The 17542-nt window shown below is 65.0% G+C and carries 14 protein-coding genes; 11 read left to right on the top strand and 3 right to left on the bottom strand.

What is annotated here, in order from left to right; all coding sequences use genetic code 11:
• Positions 1-188: 188 nt before the first annotated feature.
• Both YY7_RS0104685 and YY7_RS0104680 read left to right on the top strand, forming a co-directional pair.
• A complete protein-coding gene (locus YY7_RS0104685) occupies positions 189-1541 on the top strand; it encodes an epoxide hydrolase family protein (RefSeq protein WP_051396533.1) in 1353 nt (450 codons plus the stop codon).
• A 51-nt stretch (positions 1542-1592) separates the two neighbouring features.
• The gene (locus YY7_RS0104680) at positions 1593-2258 is read left to right on the top strand and encodes a VOC family protein (protein ID WP_028162209.1); all 666 of its coding nucleotides are present in this window, start codon (positions 1593-1595) and stop codon (positions 2256-2258) included.
• Between the two features lie 83 nt (positions 2259-2341).
• On the opposite strand, the gene YY7_RS0104675 is transcribed toward YY7_RS0104680, so the two are convergent.
• Positions 2342-3691, bottom strand: coding sequence for an MFS transporter (locus YY7_RS0104675; RefSeq protein ID WP_028162208.1), 1350 nt, complete (start codon positions 3689-3691; stop codon positions 2342-2344).
• Between the two features lie 87 nt (positions 3692-3778).
• A complete protein-coding gene (locus YY7_RS0104670; protein ID WP_028162207.1) occupies positions 3779-4651 on the bottom strand; it encodes a phytanoyl-CoA dioxygenase family protein in 873 nt (290 codons plus the stop codon).
• Positions 4652-4772: 121 nt separating this feature from the next.
• Between YY7_RS0104670 and YY7_RS0104665 the strand changes: the two genes are divergently transcribed.
• Entirely contained in the window at positions 4773-5783 is a 1011-nt protein-coding gene (locus YY7_RS0104665) for a LacI family DNA-binding transcriptional regulator (RefSeq protein ID WP_035689323.1), read from the top strand.
• Here the strand turns inward: YY7_RS0104665 and YY7_RS0104660 are convergent.
• Positions 5780-6727 (bottom strand): hydrogen peroxide-inducible genes activator, encoded by a 948-nt coding sequence (locus YY7_RS0104660; protein ID WP_028162205.1) that lies wholly within the window; start codon positions 6725-6727, stop codon positions 5780-5782. The two genes, YY7_RS0104665 and YY7_RS0104660, sit on opposite strands and share 4 nt — an antisense overlap.
• A 126-nt stretch (positions 6728-6853) precedes the next feature.
• Between YY7_RS0104660 and katG the strand changes: the two genes are divergently transcribed.
• From katG to YY7_RS0104620, 8 genes are all read left to right on the top strand, one after another.
• Positions 6854-9028: a catalase/peroxidase HPI gene (gene katG, locus YY7_RS0104655; RefSeq protein ID WP_028162204.1), complete on the top strand. Its 2175-nt coding sequence runs from the start codon at positions 6854-6856 to the stop codon at positions 9026-9028.
• Positions 9029-9311: 283 nt separating this feature from the next.
• Entirely contained in the window at positions 9312-10562 is a 1251-nt protein-coding gene (locus YY7_RS0104650) for an ABC transporter substrate-binding protein (protein ID WP_028162203.1), read from the top strand.
• 124 nt (positions 10563-10686) lie between these two features.
• Entirely contained in the window at positions 10687-11514 is an 828-nt protein-coding gene (locus YY7_RS0104645; RefSeq protein WP_028162202.1) for a helix-turn-helix transcriptional regulator, read from the top strand.
• A 101-nt stretch (positions 11515-11615) separates the two neighbouring features.
• Positions 11616-12626 carry a branched-chain amino acid ABC transporter permease gene (locus tag YY7_RS0104640; protein ID WP_028162201.1) on the top strand — a complete coding sequence of 337 codons (1011 nt, stop codon included), beginning with the start codon at positions 11616-11618 and terminating at the stop codon, positions 12624-12626.
• Between the two features lies 1 nt (position 12627).
• Positions 12628-13698 carry a branched-chain amino acid ABC transporter permease gene (locus YY7_RS0104635; RefSeq protein ID WP_028162200.1) on the top strand — a complete coding sequence of 357 codons (1071 nt, stop codon included), beginning with the start codon at positions 12628-12630 and terminating at the stop codon, positions 13696-13698.
• Positions 13691-14473: an ABC transporter ATP-binding protein gene (locus tag YY7_RS0104630; RefSeq protein WP_028162199.1), complete on the top strand. Its 783-nt coding sequence runs from the start codon at positions 13691-13693 to the stop codon at positions 14471-14473. Before YY7_RS0104635 ends, YY7_RS0104630 begins: the two co-directional genes overlap by 8 nt.
• Positions 14466-16685, top strand: a complete 2220-nt coding sequence (locus tag YY7_RS0104625) for an ABC transporter permease (RefSeq protein ID WP_028162198.1) — start codon at positions 14466-14468, stop codon at positions 16683-16685. The genes YY7_RS0104630 and YY7_RS0104625 overlap by 8 nt, the downstream gene beginning before the upstream one ends.
• A 3-nt stretch (positions 16686-16688) precedes the next feature.
• The gene (locus YY7_RS0104620; protein ID WP_028162197.1) at positions 16689-17522 is read left to right on the top strand and encodes a phosphoenolpyruvate hydrolase family protein; all 834 of its coding nucleotides are present in this window, start codon (positions 16689-16691) and stop codon (positions 17520-17522) included.
• Positions 17523-17542: the final 20 nt, after the last annotated feature.

Below are 17542 nucleotides of genomic sequence, written 5' to 3'. Positions count from 1 at the left end.
TATCATTTCAAATAGATTGTAAATCCTGTCTGGATCCGCATCCCATCTGTCCCGATGCGGGCATAAAATGATCGTGAAATCGCGTGAGAGAAGGAACCGAAGGTCCCCGACCATTTCCTCGAAACGGTGACGACCGCCGAACTGATCGCTGCTTTGTCGACGACTTCTGATTCAAAGGAGACAGTTCAATGACCGCTCGCATCGAGACACCCGTCGCAGTCGCGGCGGAGCAAACGAATCCCGAGATCGTCAACCAGGACAGGCGCAAGTTGCTGACTGCGACCGCGATGGGAATCGCTGTCGCAGGCGCGGCCAGCCTGTTTCCCGCCTATCCGGCGCCGGCTGACACAAGCGATGCGATCCGGCCGTTCCGCGTCAACGTCCCCGAAGAAGACCTCGTTGAGCTTCGCCGGCGGATCGTAGCGACGCGCTGGCCCGACCGGGAGACGGTCAATGACCAGTCGCAGGGCATCCAACTCGGCAACCTCAAGCCGCTCGTCGAATATTGGGGCAAAGGCTACGACTGGCGAAAGGCGGAAGCGAAGCTGAACTCTCTGCCCCAGTTCATGACCGAGATCGACGGCCTCGATATTTATTTTATTCACGTCCGCTCCAGGCATCCCAATGCGCTACCGGTCATCATCACCCATGGCTGGCCGGGCTCGGTGTTCGAGAACCTCAAGGTCATCGGTCCGCTCACGGATCCGACTGCCCACGGCGGACGCGCGCAGGACGCCTTCGACGTGATCATCCCTTCGATGCCGGGCTTCGGCTTCTCCGGCAAGCCGATCGACACCGGGTGGGGTCCCGACCGCATCGCGCGAAGCTGGGCGGAACTGATGCAGCGCCTTGGCTATACGAAATACGTCGCGCAGGGCGGCGACTGGGGCTCGCCCGTGTCGAGCGCGATGGCGCGCCTGGCGCCGGCAGGCCTGCTCGGCGTCCACATCAACCTGCCGGCGGTCGTGCCATCAGAGATTGCCGCGGTGATCGCCGCCGGTGGGCCGGCGCCGGAGGGACTGTCCGAGAAGGAACGCGCGGCGTTCGACGCGCTCAGCGCGGCAGCCAAAAAAGGCAACAGGTCGTACGCGGTGATCATGGGCGCGCGGCCCCAGACCATCGGCTACGCCTTGGCGGACTCTCCCACAGGTCTCGCAGCATGGATGCTCGGCCATCCCGGCTTCACGAATTGGACCTACGACAACAGCGATCCAGAAAAGTCGCCTGACGAGGTGCTCGACGACATCACGCTTTACTGGCTGACGAACAGCGCAACGTCGGCGGCGCGGATCTATTGGGAATACGGCGGTGGGCGCAGCCCTGTGCTGGCGGCCGGAGAAAAGACTTCCGAGATCTCGCTGCCGGTTGCCATCACGGTATTTCCGGGGGAAAGCTATCAAGCCCCGGAGACCTGGGCCCGACGCGCCTATCGCAACCTCATCTATTTCCACGAGGTCGAGAAGGGCGGCCACTTCGCGGCCTGGGAGCAGCCGGAGCTCTTCAGCGCGGAGATCCGAGCCGCGTTCAGGCCGCTGCGATAGTCGATATATGAACGGGCACGCCAACCGACGACCAACATCAGGGAGATATCCATGACGGGTGCAACCGAAGGCGCGAGCGTGCGGGTCGACATGAAGCTGGAGATCCTCGTCATTCCCGTTTCGGATGTCGACCGCGCGAAGCAGTTCTACGCGAACCTTGGCTGGAGGCTCGATGCCGACTTCGCCGCGGGTGACTGGCGCGTGATCCAGTTCACGCCGCCTGGCTCGCCCTGTTCAGTCATCTTCGGCAAGAACGTCACCGCGGCGGCGCCCGGCTCCGCGCAAGGCCTCTATCTGGTCGTCTCCGACATCGAGGCCGCCCGCAACGATCTGCTCAGTCGCGGCGTCAAGGTCAGCGAGGCCTTCCACGGCGGCGGCGACGTGCACACTGGCACTGACGAACCCTATCTATTTGGTCGGCTGCGGGTCAGCGGCCCCGATCCCGAGCGTGGCAGCTACCAGTCGTTTGTCTCCTTCAGCGATCCTGATGGCAACGGCTGGCTGCTCCAGGAAATAACCGCGCGTTTGCCGGGACGCGTGGACACGGACGGCACGACATTCGCCTCGCGTACCGATCTCGCGAGCGCGCTCCGGCGTGCGGCGGCCGCGCATGGCGAGCACGAGAAGCGGAATGGCGGCCAGCGCGATGAGAACTGGCCTGACTGGTACGCCGAGTACATCGTCAATGAACAGGCCGGCAAGCCGTTGCCGTCATAGCAACGGCGTTGCCCGCAGCGCGTCGGCCAGTCGCCGCTTCACGAAGCAGAGCGGCGACTGGACGCGGAGTAGCTGCGCTGCCCTCAGGCCCGCTGCGGCATCGCCACGGGCAAGTCGTGCTGCACCACGGGCTCGTCGGCGGCGATATCCTCCCGATAGGTCTCGGGCCCGATCCACACCGCGATCACCGTACACAGCGACAGGAACATCGCGTAGCAGGCGACCGGCCACCAACTGCCATAGGCCGCGACCAGCGCCGTTGCGACGAACGGCGCCGGACCGCCCGCAAGCAGCGAGCCAAGCTCGCGCGCAAACGCGAATCCGGCAAAGCGCCGCTGCGGCGGGAACAGCTCGGCGAAGTAAGCCGCTTGCGGTCCGAACATCGCGGCCGTCACCACGGCCCGTGCCAGGATGAAGGCCACCGCGATCCAGATCCACTCCTTGGTGCCGACCATCCAGAAGAACGGGAACGCCAGCGCCACGCCGGCGAGCGCGCCAAACATGTAGACCGGCCGCCGTCCGATGCGATCGGACAGCGCCGCAAAGCCGAGGATCGCGAACAGTTCGACGGTGAATGCGAGCATCAGCGCGCTCAGCGCCTCCGATTTCGGGACGCCCACGGTGGTGATGACGTAGCTGAGGCCGAACACCGGGAAGAAATAGCCGAGCCCGTTCTCGGCCATCCGCGCGCCGAGCACGACCAGGAAGTTGCGCGGATGCTGGCGCAGCGCCTCCATGGCCGGGTTGCGCTCGACCTTGCCGCGCGCGACGACGGCCTCGGTATAGACAGGCGTTTCCGTCACGCGCAGGCGCACGAAGATGCCGACCAGGATCAACAGGAAGCTCGCCAGGAACGGCAGGCGCCAGCCCCAGCTCAACATCGCCTCGCGCGGCAGCATGGTCACCAGCGCAAAGGCGCCTGCGGCAAGCAGATTGCCGACGGATACGCCAAGCGGCGCGAAGCCGCCCCAGAAGCCGCGATGCCTCGCCGGCGCGTTCTCCACCAGATAGATCACCGCCCCGCCATATTCAGCGCCGGCGCCAAGGCCCTGCACCACGCGCATTGCGACCAGCAGCAATGGCGCCCAGATCCCGATCTGATTGTAGGTCGGCAGCAGCCCGATCGCGGTAGTGCCGACGCCGATCATCAGCAGCGTCGCGACCAGCACCGGCTTGCGGCCATAGCGATCACCCATGATGCCGAAAATGATGCCGCCCAACGGGCGCACCACGAAGCCGACACCGAAGGTCAGGAATGCCAGCAGCGTTCCGACGACGGGATCGCTCTTGGGAAAGAACAGCTCGCCGAACACCAGCGCAGCCGCCGTGCCATAGAGGAAGAAGTCATACCATTCGAGCGCGGAGCCGACGCTCGCAGCAAGGATCACACGTAAACGCGATTGGCCGGCGCCGCCGGCCTTGAGCTCGGTCATTGGTTTCCATCCCTGTTGATTTGTTTTTGGTCGTCGCAAGCGCGAAGCCCACGGGAGTTGCTCCCCGCGGGCTTCGTCAGATTTCTTTCAGGCAGCGCGCGTGAAGTAGCTCTTTTTCGACGCGGACTGCGTTTCGTAGATCGAGCCTTGGCGCTTCGGCGGCGGCAGCGGCATGCGCACGGGAACGCTGGTCATGCGCGGCGCGACCACCGAGCCGCCGGCGAGCAGACGGCTGTCGAACTCGGCAAAGTCCTTCACGCCGGCCAGCGGCCAGGCATCGCTTGCCGCAACCTCATAGAGCAGCAGGTTGCGCGGGCGGTTCGAGGTGTTGGTCGCCGAGCCGTGCAGCGCGCGCACGTGATGGAACGACATGCTGCCGGCCTTGCCGATGCAGGGCACCGCACGCTTGATCTCGTCCTGAATCACATCAGGGTCGATCAGGCCGGCGAAGCAACCGTCCTCACCATGATGATCCCACATGGTGTCGCCGACATGCGACCCGGGCGTCACCAGCATGGGACCGTTCTCCAGATCGCAGTCGTCGAGCAGCACGCCGATCGCAAGGATGTCGTCATTGGTGTGGGGATAGAACGCCCAGTCCTGATGCCACTCGACCGGCGAGCCGTACTGCGCGGATTTCATGTTGAGCTTGGAGCCATGCAGGCGCAGGCCAGGGCCGATCAGCTTGGTAAGGATGGAGATGACCGGCTCGCTGCGCACGATCTGATCGAAGATCGGGTGCACCTTGTGCGGCGCCTTGATGCGGCGGACCCTCGGGTTCTCTTGGGTGTGGCCGGGTTCGAGGTCATAGACGTCGGTGTGCTCGGTGACATCAGCGGCACCGGCGACCAGTTCAGCCAGCACGGTGCGGACCCGCGCCAGAGTATCCTTATCGAGCACCTCGGGGACGACGATCACCCCGTCGCGCCGGTAGGCCTGGACCACTTCGTCTGAAATCATACGGCGGTTCCTCCTTTTGTTATGCTAGCGCTACCATGGCCGAATGTTAGCGCTATCATATGCAATGCTAGCGCTGTCACTATGGATGCGCAATCCGGAATCGTGCAGATTCACCGCCACCATGGGTTCCAACCTGACCGAGACCGAAATCAGTTCCGACGAGGCGGCTCCGACGCTGTCGGCGGTGGCGAAACGCGCCGGCGTCTCATCGATCACGGTGAGCCGGGTGGTCCGATTGCCGGACTTGGTCGCCCCGGAAACCCGCGCCCGGGTCGAGAAGGCGATGCGGGAACTCGGCTACGTGCCCAACCTGGTCGCCGGAGCGCTTGCGAGCGCGAAGACCAATTCGGTCGGCGTGCTGGTGCCGACGATCGCGAACTCGATCTTTGCCGACACCGTGCAGGGCCTCTCCGACAAGCTCGAACCGCTCGACTATTCCGTGATCCTCGCGCAGTCGCGCTACGACGCCGCGCGCGAGGACCGCATGCTCGCGGCGCTGCTGTCGCGGCGGCCGGAAGCAATCATCATGGTCGGCTCGCCCGCAACCGAGGACGGCAAGCGCCTGCTGCGTCACGCGCGGATTCCGATCGTCGAAACCTGGGAGCTGCCGATCGATCCGATCGATGCCGTTGCCGGTTTCGACAATTACGAGGCCGGCGTCGCGGTCGCGCGGCACTTCATCGCGCAGGGCCGTCAGCATCTCGCCTTCATCGGCGGCGACGACCCGCGCGGCACGCGGCGATGGCTCGGCTTTGAGGACCACGCACTGGCGCACGGGTTACAACCGCCGCGCCGGCTGATCCTCGAACGCAACGCGTCCGGCAGTGTCGCCGCGCATGCGAACTTGCCTGGTGTCGATGCCGTGTTCGCGGCCAACGACGCCCATGCCATCGGCTTCATGGCCGGCCTGCGCAAGGCCGGGCTGCTGCGCGACGGCCCGGCCGCGGCGCAGCCGGTCGCGGTCGTCGGCCTCGGCGATCTCGAGATGGGACGGCTGATCTCGCCGAGTCTGAGCACCATCAGCGTCCATGGCGATGCGATCGGCCGCACCGCGGCGACACTGACGCTCGAGCGCGGCGGCGAGCGCCGGATCGATCTCGGCTTCGAGCTCGTGCTGCGCGACAGCGGCTAACGCGCGATCCGCGATCGTGATCGCGCTGAAGACTTTGGAATGCGCTGCTCGCGCAACGCATCGGCTGACAGACAAACCACTTCGGAAATCTGCATGAGCTGTCTGGCGAGAGGACTGGTCTTGCGCCAGACCATTCCGATGGTTCGCGAGGGTTGCGGGTCCTTGAAACGGGCGATCGACACCGATGCCGAGCGTGTCTCCACCCCCACGGCCATTTCCGGAATCAAGGTGACGCCGATGCCGGCGCCGACCATCTGAACGAGCGTGGACAGCGAGCTTGCTTCCAGCACCTCGCGTGGCGGCGATGATTTCATGTTGCAGAACGACAGCGCCTGTTCGCGAAAGCAATGTCCCTCTTCCAGCAGGAGAAGCTTCATTTCGCGCAGCGCTTCGCTGCTCGGCACCGGCGTTCCCTCATCCTCGCCCGGCCGCACCAGCAGGAAATTTTCCGTGAACAGCGCGACCTCGGTCAACGAAGGTTCCGACACCGGCAGGGCGACAATGGCCGTGTCGAGCCGGCCTTCCGCCAGCTCCTTGATCAGCTTCGGCGTCACCGTTTCGCGGACGTGAATGTCGAGCTCGGGATGCATCTGCGTGAGATTGCCGATCACCTTGGGCAGCAGATAGGGAGCAATCGTGGGAATCATGCCGATGCGCAAGCGCCCGACGAGCTGGTCCCGCGACGCCCGTGCGAAGTCCCCGAGTTCATCGACCGAGCGCAGGATTTCGCGGACGCGCTGGGCGAGTTCTTCGCCGAACTTCGTCAGCACGACCTGCCGGGCGCTGCGCTCGAGCAGCACGCCGCCGAGCGCCTCTTCCAATTCCTTGATCTGCATGGAGAGCGCCGGCTGCGTGATGGCGCATGCCTCCGCCGCACGCCCGAAATGGCCGTGACGCGCCAGCGCGTCAAAATAACGAAGCTGTCGCAGGGTAAACTGGATCATCAGAATATCTTATCGGTACAATCACGAAAGTCAATTTCACCTGATGATAACGGTCGTTTAGAGTCGTTTGAGACCGACCAGAAACTGCCAACCAGACCCGACCACAAACTGCCGAAGGAGGCGATGATGGATGACAAGACAAAATGCCCGGTCGCGGGCGGAAAACACGGATTTACCAACCGTGACTGGTGGCCAGGCCACTTGGACGTCCAGGTCCTGCACCGGAATTCCGACCTGTCCGATCCGATGGACGCGGAGTTCGACTATGCCAAGGAATTCAAGACGCTCGACCTGAACGCGGTCATCAAGGACCTGACCGCCCTGATGACGGACTCCCAGGAATGGTGGCCCGCCGACTTCGGCCACTACGGCGGCCTGATGATCCGCATGGCCTGGCACAGCGCGGGCACTTACCGCATTACAGACGGCCGCGGCGGCGCCGGCGCCGGTCAGCAGCGTTTCGCCCCGCTCAACAGCTGGCCAGATAACGCCAACCTCGACAAGGCCCGCCGCCTGCTCTGGCCGATCAAGCAGAAATACGGCCGCAAGATCTCCTGGGCCGACCTGATGGTTCTTGCCGGCAACGTCGCGCTGGAATCGATGGGCTTCAAGACGTTTGGTTTCGCGGGTGGCCGCGTCGACGTCTGGGAGCCGGAAGAACTGTACTGGGGTCCGGAAGGCACCTGGCTCGGCGACGAGCGCTACAGCGGCGAGCGCCAGCTGGCCGAGCCGCTCGGCGCGGTGCAGATGGGCCTCATCTACGTCAATCCGGAAGGCCCGAACGGCAAGCCGGACCCGGTCGCCGCGGCGCACGACATCCGCGAGACCTTCTTCCGGATGGCGATGAACGACGAGGAAACCGTTGCGCTGATCGCCGGTGGCCACACCTTCGGAAAGACCCACGGCGCCGGCGATCCGTCGCTCGTCGGTTCGGAGCCGGAAGCTGGTGCGCTGGAGGATCAAGGCCTCGGCTGGAAGAGCAAATTCGGCACTGGTATCGGCGCTGATGCGATCACCGGAGGCCCCGAGGTGATCTGGAGCCAGACCCCGGTGCAGTGGAGCAACTACTTCTTCGAGAACCTGTTCAAGTACGAATGGGAGTTGGTGAAAAGCCCGGCCGGTGCCTGGCAGTGGCAGGCCAAGGGAGCCGAAGCTATCATTCCAGATCCCTTCGACAAGTCGAAGAAGCGTCTGCCGACTATGCTGACCACCGACCTGTCGCTGCGCATGGATCCGGCCTACGAGAAGATCTCGCGCCGCTTCTATGAGAACCCGGACCAGTTCGCGGACGCCTTCGCCCGCGCCTGGTTCAAGCTCACCCACCGCGACATGGGTCCGATCGTGCGCTATCTCGGCCCGCTGGTGCCGAAGGAAACGCTGATCTGGCAGGACCCGATCCCGGCCGTGGATCATCCGCTGATCGACGACAAGGATGTCGAAGCGCTGAAGGCGAAGATCCTCGCCTCCGGCCTGTCGGTGCAGCAGCTGGTCTCGACCGCATGGGCCTCGGCGTCCACTTTCCGCGGCTCGGACAAGCGCGGCGGCGCCAACGGCGCGCGCATCCGCTTGAGCCCGCAGAAGGACTGGGAGGCGAACGAGCCGGCGCAGCTCAAGAGCGTGCTGCAGAAGCTCGAAGCCATCCAGAGCGAGTTCAACGGATCGCAGAAGGGCGGCAAGAAGGTCTCGCTCGCCGACCTGATCGTGCTCGCCGGCAGCGCCGCGGTGGAGAAGGCCGCCAAGGACGGCGGCACCGACGTGAAGGTCCCCTTCGCGCCCGGACGCATGGACGCCTCGCAGGAGCAGACCGATGTCGCCTCCTTCGCCCCGCTCGAGCCGCGGGCCGATGGCTTCCGCAACTACATCGGCAAAAAGCATCAGTTCATGCAGCCCGAGGAAGCCCTGGTGGACCGCGCGCAACTGCTGCGGCTCACCGCGCCGGAGATGACGGTCCTGCTCGGTGGACTGCGCGTCCTCGGCGCCAATGTCGGCCAGTCGAAGCATGGTGTCCTCACCACCAAGCCCGGCACGCTGACCAACGACTTCTTCCTCAACTTGCTCGACATGCGCACGCAGTGGAGTGACGTCGGGAATGGCGTCTACGAGGGCCGCGACCGCAAGAGCAACGAGCTGAAGTGGACCGGGACCCGCGTCGACCTGATCTTCGGTTCGCACTCGCAGCTCCGCGCGATCGGCGAAGTCTATGCCTGCACCGACTCGAAGGAGAAGTTCGTGAAGGACTTCGTGGCGGCCTGGACCAAGGTGATGAACCTCGATCGCTACGACCTCAGAGCGGCCGCTTGAGGCCTTAAAGGCTGTCACAAGCGATAAATTAGAAATCGGAGAGGGCGGCGTTTCAAAGCGATTGAAACGCCGCCCTCTTTGCGTTCACCGTCCGCACAGCAATCCCACACCAGAGCTCGCTGCGGCGCAGCATGCAAAATGAGACTGCCCGTCAAGCCGCGCGGCACGGAGACGTCCGCGCTGCGTCCGCCATCGGTTAGCCTTCACCCAACAACCAGACGTCGCGGCCGTCGCAAACACGCGGGCCGCATGCAAGACGCTGCAAAATGAGAGGAGGAGAGCGATGTTGAGAGGCAGTGTGGGACTGATCGCGCTAGGCAGCCTGTTGCTTTCAGGCGCCGCAGTCGCGCAGGAGAAGATCAAGGTCGGCGTCACCGCAACCCTCGAAGGCACCTACACCGTGCTCGGCGAGGACGGCATCCGCGGTTTCCAGACCGCGCTCAACACGCTCGGCAAGAAGGTCGGCGACAAGGAGCTCGAATTCGTCATCGCCTCGACGGATGCGACGCCCGATTCCGCGGTGCGCGCCGTGCGCAAGCTGATCGAGCAGGACAAGGTGCAGATCCTGCTCTCGCCGCTCTCCGGCGACGAAGGCATCGCGGTGAAGAATTTTGCCAAGTCACGTCCCGAGCTGACCTTCGTCAACGCCGCGTCCGGTGCGCAGGAGACGACCTATGTCGATCCGGCTCCGAACTTCTTCCGCTACAACATGGACGGCGCGCAGTGGCAGGTCGGTCTCGGCAAATACGCCTATGACACCAAGGGCTATCGCAAGATCGCGACCGTCGGTGAGGATTACTCCTTCATCTACACTCAGGTGTTCGGTCTCGTGCTTGAATTCTGCGGCGCCGGGGGACAGGTCACGAACCGGCAATGGGTGCCGCTCGGCACCAAGGACTTCGCCTCGGTGATCGCCGCTCTGCCCGACGATGTCGATGCGATCTATCTCGGCCTCGGCGGTGCCGATGCCGTCAACTTCCTCAACCAGTATCAGCAGGCCGGCGGCAAGGCGCATCTGATGGGCGGCTCGATCATGATCGACCAGACCATCCTGTCCTCCAAGGGCAACGCCAAGAACGCGTTGATCGGCACCATCGCCGCGAGCGGCCAAGCCGACACCTGGGAGGATCCCGGCTGGCAGAAATTCGTGAAAGCCTATCAGGACTCCTTCCCGCCGAACAAGCGCTTCCCGAGCCCTTCGCTGCTCGCCACCAATTATTACGGCTCGACCATGGCGCTGATCCTGGCGCTGCGTGAGGTCAATGGCGACCTCAGCAATAACCAGGCAAAGCTCAAGGACGCGCTGGCCAAGATCGAGCTCGACGCGCCCAACGGCAAGATCAAGCTCGATTCCAACCGGCAGGCAATCGGCACCAATTTCGTGACCGAGGTGGTGGATGACGGCAAGGGCGCCCTGTTCAGCAAGGTCGTGAAGGTGATCCCGAACGTGAACCAGACGCTCGGTTACGATCCGGCGGTGTTCGCCAAGATCGGCCTGCCGAGCCGCACCATTCCGGAATGCAAGAAGTACTGACCTAATTTTTGCAGGTGCGAACTGACCGTCGGCGACGGGAGCGAGGCGTCGTTGCGCTTGCGTTCTCTTCCCGGATGTTGAACGCTGGTTGCAAAAGACAAGAACATCCCGCGGGAGGGAGGGCATGAGCAAAGCGCTTGCCGTCTTCCACGGCCGGTTCGGTCGCGCGACGGTCTATCAGTTGAACCGTCCCTTCAACGTGCATGCGCACCGCGAAGGACATCTGATCTTCCATGTCGGCGGCACACCGGCGCAGATCGACGTCTGCGATCAGCGCCGGCTCCTCACCGAGGATTCCGTCGTCGCAGTCAACCCGTGGGAGCCGCACAACTTCCTGCCGGCGGACATGGACAGGGGCGCGATCTTCTTCGTGCTTTATGTCAACGCGGAATGGTTTGCGCCCGACACGCCGTGCACGCAGGGCCTGCGCTTCGGCCGCACTCATTTCAAGCGCAGCGACACGCTCGACCGGCTGATCCGCCACACCGCGGCGCTTGTGTGCGGTGCCCCCTCGCTCAAGAGCCTCGATGGCGAATTGCGGCGCCTGATCGATCTCAGCTACGAGGAAAGCTGGCGGCAAACCGAAGCCCGGCAGGAAATTCGCACGACTGCGGCGATCACCGATTTTCGCATCCGCAAATCCGTCAAACTATTGTCCGAAAGCCCCGGCGCCGAGATCGAATTGGATTCGATCGCCCGCGCCTCCGGCCTGTCGCGGCCGCACTTCTATCGCTTGTTCCGCACCCAGACCGGCGTCACGCCGCACCTCTATCGCAATACGGTGATGATGGAGCAGGCGCTGGACGCGCTGGTCGCCACCGAAGCGCCGATCGCCGATATCGGCTACGATCTCGGCTTCTCCTCGCAAAGCGGCTTCACCCGCTTCTTCGCCGCCAATGTCGGCATGGCCCCGACCGACTACCGCCGCGCCGCCAAGGTGCTGCGCCCCTGATAAAAGATACTCCCGGTCAAATCCGCCCGCTCGGCCCGCACTAGGATGCGGACAACGCGATCCGAAAAAGACGATCGCGAGCCTTGAGGGAACGCACGTCGATGGCACGGTTCATCGAACGCCATCCGGCATGGGCGCTGATCGCGATCATCGCGGTCGCGCTCCTGCTGTGGCTGGTCTTCGCGGTCTGGCCGCCGGGCCTGGAGCAGGCGATCGGCCGCAAGCGCGTCTTCCTCAACGCCATCTTCAACGGCATCACGCTCGGCGGGCTTTATTTCCTGGTGGCGAGCGGCTTCACGCTGATCTTCGGCTTGATGCGCAACGTCAACCTCGCGCATGGCTCGCTCTACCTGTTCGGCGGCTATGTCGGCTACGCCATCAGCGCCTGGACCGGCTCCTGGATATTGAGCTTCGCCGTTGCTTTCCTCGCGGTCGGCCTCGTCGGCGTGCTCCTGCAGATCCTGGTGTTCCGCCGCATGGAGGGGCAGGACCTGCGGCAAACCATGGTGACGATCGGGCTTGCGATCGTGTTCGCGGATTTGATGCTGTGGGTGTTCGGCGGCGATTTCTACCAGATCCCGACGCCGAGCTGGCTGATCGGCCCGGTGCAGCTTCCGTTCATCACCGCGGTCAAATCCTCCGGCGAGCCGGTCTATCTGCAATATCCGATGGTGCGGCTCGCGATCTTCGCCGCTTCCGTCGCGATCGGCATCGCGATGTGGCTGGCGCTGAACCGCACGCGGATCGGCATGATCGTGCGGGCGGGAGTCGATGATCGCGACATATTGGCCGCGACAGGCGTCCAGATCCAGGCCGTGTTCGTGCTGGTGTTCGCGCTCGGCGCTGGACTTGCCGGCATTGCCGGCGTGGTCGGCGGCACCTTCCAGTCGATCTCGCCGGGCGAGGATACGCGCTTCCTGCTCGCCTCGCTCGTGGTCGTGATCGTCGGCGGCATGGGATCGATCCCGGGCGCAGCGCTCGGCGCTGTCATCATCGGCCTCGCCGAGCAGCTCGGCTCCGTCTACATCCCGACCTACGCCATCGTCGTGACCTTCCTGATCATGGTCCTGGTCCTGGCGCTGCGGCCGCAGGGCCTGCTGGCGAGGCGATGACATGTCGTTGACGCAGCTTCATGCACCAGCGACTGTGGTGGAACGTCCGAAGTTCCCTGCCTGGCCCGAACTCAACAACCCCGCTGCCTGGCTGGTCGCGCTGATCCTCGTGATCATGCCGCTGATCGCGAACGGCTTCTTCCTGATCGAGATCTTCGGCACCTCGCTGATCCTCGGCATCATCGCGCTCAGCCTGATGTTCCTCGCCGGCTATGGCGGCATGGTCAGCCTGATGCAGCTCACCATTGCGGGCTTCGCCGGCTACATGGTCGCGGTGTTCGGCGTCAGCGGCAACGCCAATATCAGCCTCGGCTGGCCGTGGTGGCTGGCGACGCCGATGGCGCTCGTGCTGGCGACGATCTTCGGCACGCTCGGCGGCGCGCTCGCAGTCCGGACCGAGGGCATCTACACCATCATGATCACGCTCGCGATCGGCGCGGCGTTCTACTATTTCACCAACCAGAACTGGGCCATCTTCAACGGCCACACCGGCATCAACACGGTCGCCACGCCGCAGTTCTGGGGCGTCGACTGGCGCTCCGATATCCCGTTCTACTACCTGATCCTCGCCGTCGCCGCGCTCTGCTATTTCGCGGTCCAATATGTCGCGCGCGCCCCATTCGGGCTGGCGCTGCAAGGCGTGCGCGACAATTCCCGACGGATGGCGGCACTCGGCTTCAACGTCAACGCGCACCGCGTCGCGGCCTATGCGTTCGCATCCTTCATTGCCGGGCTCGGCGGCGTATTGCAGGTCTGGAACTACCGGCAGATCTCGCCCGGCTCGGTCGGCGTCGAACGCTGCATCGACATCCTGATCATCGCCGTGGTCGGCGGCATCACCCGGCCGGTCGGCCCCTTCATCGGCGCGCTCATCTTCGTCATCCTGCGCACCTTCGCGCTCGATGTCCTGATCAAATTCGGACTCGACGGCAATCGCTTCCGCCTTCTGATCGGGCTCGGCTTCCTCGCCATCGTGTTCTGGTCGTCGGATGGCGTGATCGGCCTTTGGGAGCGCTGGCGCCGCCGCCAGACACGAACCTCAAGCAGCACCGCTGGACGCCGCCATGGATAGCGTCGCCCATCGCCTCTCCGCGGTCGGCGCCGGCGCCGCGCTGGAATTGCGCGGCGTGACGCGATTGTTCGGTGCGCTGGCCGCACTCACCGACGTGACGATGACGGTGCGCCCCGGCGAGCGGCGCGCGGTGCTCGGATCCAACGGCGCCGGCAAGACCACGCTGTTCAACTGCATCACTGGCGATTTCCCGCCCTCGTCCGGCACCATCCGCTTCTTCGGCGAGGACGTCACCCGCTTTCCGCCCTATGAGCGGATCCGCCGCGGCCTGCGCCGTACCTACCAGATATCGGCGCTGTTCCCGGGCCTCACCGTGCAGGACAATGTCTACCTCGCCTGCCGCGGCGTCTCGCGCGGACGCTTCTCCTTCCTGCGTCCGGGAGCGAACGATGCGCTGATGCATGCGACGGAGACGCTGGTGCAGGCGGTCCACCTCACCGCCGTGAAAGACCAGCGCGTCGCCGAGCTCGCCCATGGCCAGCAGCGCCAGCTCGAAATCGCGCTCGCACTCGCCGGCGCGCCGCGCTTCATCCTGTTCGACGAGCCGGCGGCGGGCCTGTCGCCGGCGGAACGGCTCGAACTGATCGAGATCCTGACCTCGTTGCCTGCGCATATCGGCTACATCATCATCGAGCACGACATGGATGTCGCGCTGCGCGTCGTCGAAAGCGTCACGATGATGCACAACGGCCGCATCTTCAAGGAGGGCCTGCCGCGCGAGATCGAGTCCGATCCCGAAGTGCAGGAGCTCTATCTCGGAGGCGGCCATGAATAATGCCCGCCGCGCCGCGCCCGCCTTGGAGGTCAGAGGCCTCGACGTCTATTACGGCCATTCGCATGCGCTGCAGGGCGTCGACCTCACGCTGGATTCCGGCGTGTTCTCGGTGGTCGGCCGCAACGGCATGGGCAAGACCACGCTGTGCAAGACCATCATGGGCCTGGTGCGAGCCAGCGGCGGCTCGGTGCGCGTTCGCGGCGAGGACGTCACGCACATGAGCCCGGCCCGGATCGCGCGGCTCGGCGTCGGCTATGTGCCGCAGGGCCGGCGTCTGTGGCGCTCGCTCAGCGTCGACGAGCATTTGCAGCTCGCCGGCGGGATGCGCCGCGGCCCGTGGACGATCGAGCGGATCTACGACACCTTCCCCCGCCTAGCCGAGCGCAAGGATCATGGCGGCAGCCAGCTCTCCGGCGGCGAGCAGCAGATGCTCGCGATCTCGCGCGCGCTGCTGACCAATCCGCATCTGTTGATCATGGACGAGCCAACCGAGGGCTTGGCGCCGGTGATCGTCGCGCAGGTCGAGGAGATGCTGGTCCGGCTCGGCGAAGACGGCGACATGTCGGTGCTGGTGATCGAGCAGAACATCGGCGTGGCGACGGCGGTCTCCAAGAACGTCGCCATCATGGTCAACGGCCGCATCAACCGCATCATCGATTCCGTGCGGCTCGCCGCCGACCGCGAGTTGCAGCAGCGCCTGCTCGGCGTCGGGCTCCATGGCGATGTTGCAGCCGATATCGACGCCGGCCCCGCAAAGCCCGAGCCGGACGCCGCGCCGCAGCCTGCACGTGCCAAGGGCCCGGTCCGCATCTACATCTCCAACCCCACGCCGCCGACGCGCTGGTCGCAGCCGGTGCCGATCGCCCGCATCGAGGCCGCCGCGCGAACGCATTCGGCCGGCGTCACACGGCTCGAAGAGAGCACCCGGCAGCGACGCGAACCTGCGGCCACCGTGCAGACCGCGGGCCCGCCGGCCGTGCTGGTCGTCGGTACGCTCGACACCAAGGGACCGGAGCTCCGCTTCATCCGCGACATCATCGCGGCAAGCGGGCTGCGCACCCGCCTGGTCGACGTCTCCACCAGCGGCAAGCACACGACCTGCGACGTCTCCGCCCAGGAGATCGCGCTGAACCATGGCCGCGGCGGATCGGGCGTGTTCGGCGCCGATCGCGGCGCCTCGGTCAACGCGATGGCGGACGCTTTCGCGAAATGGCTGCGCCGGCAGGGCAACGTCGCCGGCATCATCTCGGCCGGCGGCTCCGGCGGCGCCTCGCTGGTCGCACCCGCGATGCGCGCCCTGCCCATCGGCGTGCCCAAGATCATCATCTCCTCCGTCGCCTCGGGCGACGTCGGCCCCTATGTCGGGCCGGCCGACATCATGATGATGTATTCGGTGACCGACGTCCAAGGTCTCAACTCGATCTCGCGCGCGGTGCTGTCCAACGGCGCCAATGCGCTGGCCGGCATGGTCAAAGCGCGTCTCGACGAGCGCAGCGCCCGCCAGCGCGACACCGGCAGCAGTCTTCCCGCCGTCGGCATCACCATGTTCGGCGTGACCACGCCTGCGGTGCAGAAGATCGCGGCCGCGTTGAAGGACGATTTCGAGTGTCTGGTGTTCCACGCCACAGGCGTCGGCGGCCGCTCGATGGAGAAGCTCGTCGATTCCGGACAGCTCGCCGCCGTCATCGATCTGACAACCACAGAGATTTGCGATCTCCTGATGGGCGGCGTCTTCCCAGCCACCGACGATCGCTTCGGGGCGATCATCCGCAGCCGCGTGCCCTATGTCGGTTCGGTCGGCGCGCTCGACATGGTCAATTTCGGCGCGCCCGACACCATTCCGGAGCGCTACCGCCGGCGCAAATTCCACGTCCACAACCCGCAGGTCACGTTGATGCGGACGACAGTGGAAGAGAACGAGCGCATGGGCCGCTGGATCGGCGAACGGCTGAACCAGATGGATGGGCCCGTGCGCTTCTTCCTGCCCGAGGGCGGCGTCTCCGCGCTCGATGCGTCGGGCCAGCCGTTCTGGGATCCTGACGCCGACGCGGCGCTGTTCCGCGCACTGGAGCGGACGGTGCGCCAGACCGGCAACCGCCAGCTCATTCGCATCAGGCGCAACATCAACGATCCCGAATTTGCGGCTGCGATCGTAGCCGCGTTCCGTCCTCTGCTCGGACGCGCCGGTGGACGGCGGAGAGTGGCGAGGTGACCCATGGCCAGGTTTGAACGCGCGGCGCTGTTGAAGAGGTTTCGCGACATGGCGGCCAGGGGCGAGCCGATCGTCGGCGGCGGCGCCGGCACTGGCCTTTCCGCCAAATGCGAGGAAGCCGGCGGGGTCGACCTGATCGTGATCTACAATTCCGGGCGCTACCGCATGGCCGGCCGCGGCTCGCTCGCCGGGCTAATGCCTTACGGCGACGCCAACGCAATAGTGCTGGAGATGGCGGGCGAAGTGCTGCCAGTCGTGACCAACACGCCGGTGCTCGCCGGCGTCAACGGCACCGACCCGTTCCGCGACATTGACCTGTTCCTGGACCAGCTCAAAGCGCTTGGATTCTCCGGCGTGCAGAACTTTCCGACCGTCGGCCTGATCGATGGGATATTCCGCGCCAATCTCGAGGAAACCGGCATGTCCTATGCGCTGGAGATCGAGATGATTGCCAAGGCGCATGACAAGGACATGCTGACGACGCCTTACGTCTTCAGCGAGACCGAAGCGGCGGCGATGGCGATTGCCGGCGCCGATATCATCGTCTGCCATCTCGGCCTGACCACCGGCGGCTCGATCGGGGCGCAGACCGCGCTCAAGCTCGAGGACTGCCCGGCCCGCATCGATGCCTGGGCCGAGGCCGCCCTCAGCGTCAATCCGCACATCCTGGTGCTCGCGCATGGCGGTCCGATCGCGGACCCCGCCGACGCCGATTTCATCATGAAGAAGACCCGCAAATGCCACGGCTTCTATGGCGCCTCCTCGATGGAGCGCCTGCCGGTCGAGCGGGCGCTCACGGATCAGGTACGCAAGTTCAAGGCGATCGGCGCCCGGTAGCGCCGAGCAAGGGAGGTTAG

Source organism: Bradyrhizobium elkanii WSM2783 (genome assembly GCF_000472865.1).
In the GTDB taxonomy this organism is placed as follows: Bacteria; Pseudomonadota; Alphaproteobacteria; order Rhizobiales; family Xanthobacteraceae; genus Bradyrhizobium; species Bradyrhizobium elkanii_A.
This window is presented reverse-complemented; position numbering and strand designations above follow the sequence as displayed.

What these genes read in the sequence shown, in the direction of transcription:
- YY7_RS0104685 (WP_051396533.1), top strand. Translation starts at nt 189, where the DNA reads ATGACCGCTCGCATCGAGACACCCGTCGCAGTCGCGGCGGAGCAAACG.
- YY7_RS0104680 (WP_028162209.1), top strand. Translation starts at nt 1,593, where the DNA reads ATGACGGGTGCAACCGAAGGCGCGAGCGTGCGGGTCGACATGAAGCTG.
- YY7_RS0104675 (WP_028162208.1), bottom strand. Translation starts at nt 3,691, where the DNA reads ATGACCGAGCTCAAGGCCGGCGGCGCCGGCCAATCGCGTTTACGTGTG.
- YY7_RS0104670 (WP_028162207.1), bottom strand. Translation starts at nt 4,651, where the DNA reads ATGATTTCAGACGAAGTGGTCCAGGCCTACCGGCGCGACGGGGTGATC.
- YY7_RS0104665 (WP_035689323.1), top strand. Translation starts at nt 4,773, where the DNA reads ATGGGTTCCAACCTGACCGAGACCGAAATCAGTTCCGACGAGGCGGCT.
- YY7_RS0104660 (WP_028162205.1), bottom strand. Translation starts at nt 6,727, where the DNA reads ATGATCCAGTTTACCCTGCGACAGCTTCGTTATTTTGACGCGCTGGCG.
- katG (WP_028162204.1), top strand. Translation starts at nt 6,854, where the DNA reads ATGGATGACAAGACAAAATGCCCGGTCGCGGGCGGAAAACACGGATTT.
- YY7_RS0104650 (WP_028162203.1), top strand. Translation starts at nt 9,312, where the DNA reads ATGTTGAGAGGCAGTGTGGGACTGATCGCGCTAGGCAGCCTGTTGCTT.
- YY7_RS0104645 (WP_028162202.1), top strand. Translation starts at nt 10,687, where the DNA reads ATGAGCAAAGCGCTTGCCGTCTTCCACGGCCGGTTCGGTCGCGCGACG.
- YY7_RS0104640 (WP_028162201.1), top strand. Translation starts at nt 11,616, where the DNA reads ATGGCACGGTTCATCGAACGCCATCCGGCATGGGCGCTGATCGCGATC.
- YY7_RS0104635 (WP_028162200.1), top strand. Translation starts at nt 12,628, where the DNA reads ATGTCGTTGACGCAGCTTCATGCACCAGCGACTGTGGTGGAACGTCCG.
- YY7_RS0104630 (WP_028162199.1), top strand. Translation starts at nt 13,691, where the DNA reads ATGGATAGCGTCGCCCATCGCCTCTCCGCGGTCGGCGCCGGCGCCGCG.
- YY7_RS0104625 (WP_028162198.1), top strand. Translation starts at nt 14,466, where the DNA reads ATGAATAATGCCCGCCGCGCCGCGCCCGCCTTGGAGGTCAGAGGCCTC.
- YY7_RS0104620 (WP_028162197.1), top strand. Translation starts at nt 16,689, where the DNA reads ATGGCCAGGTTTGAACGCGCGGCGCTGTTGAAGAGGTTTCGCGACATG.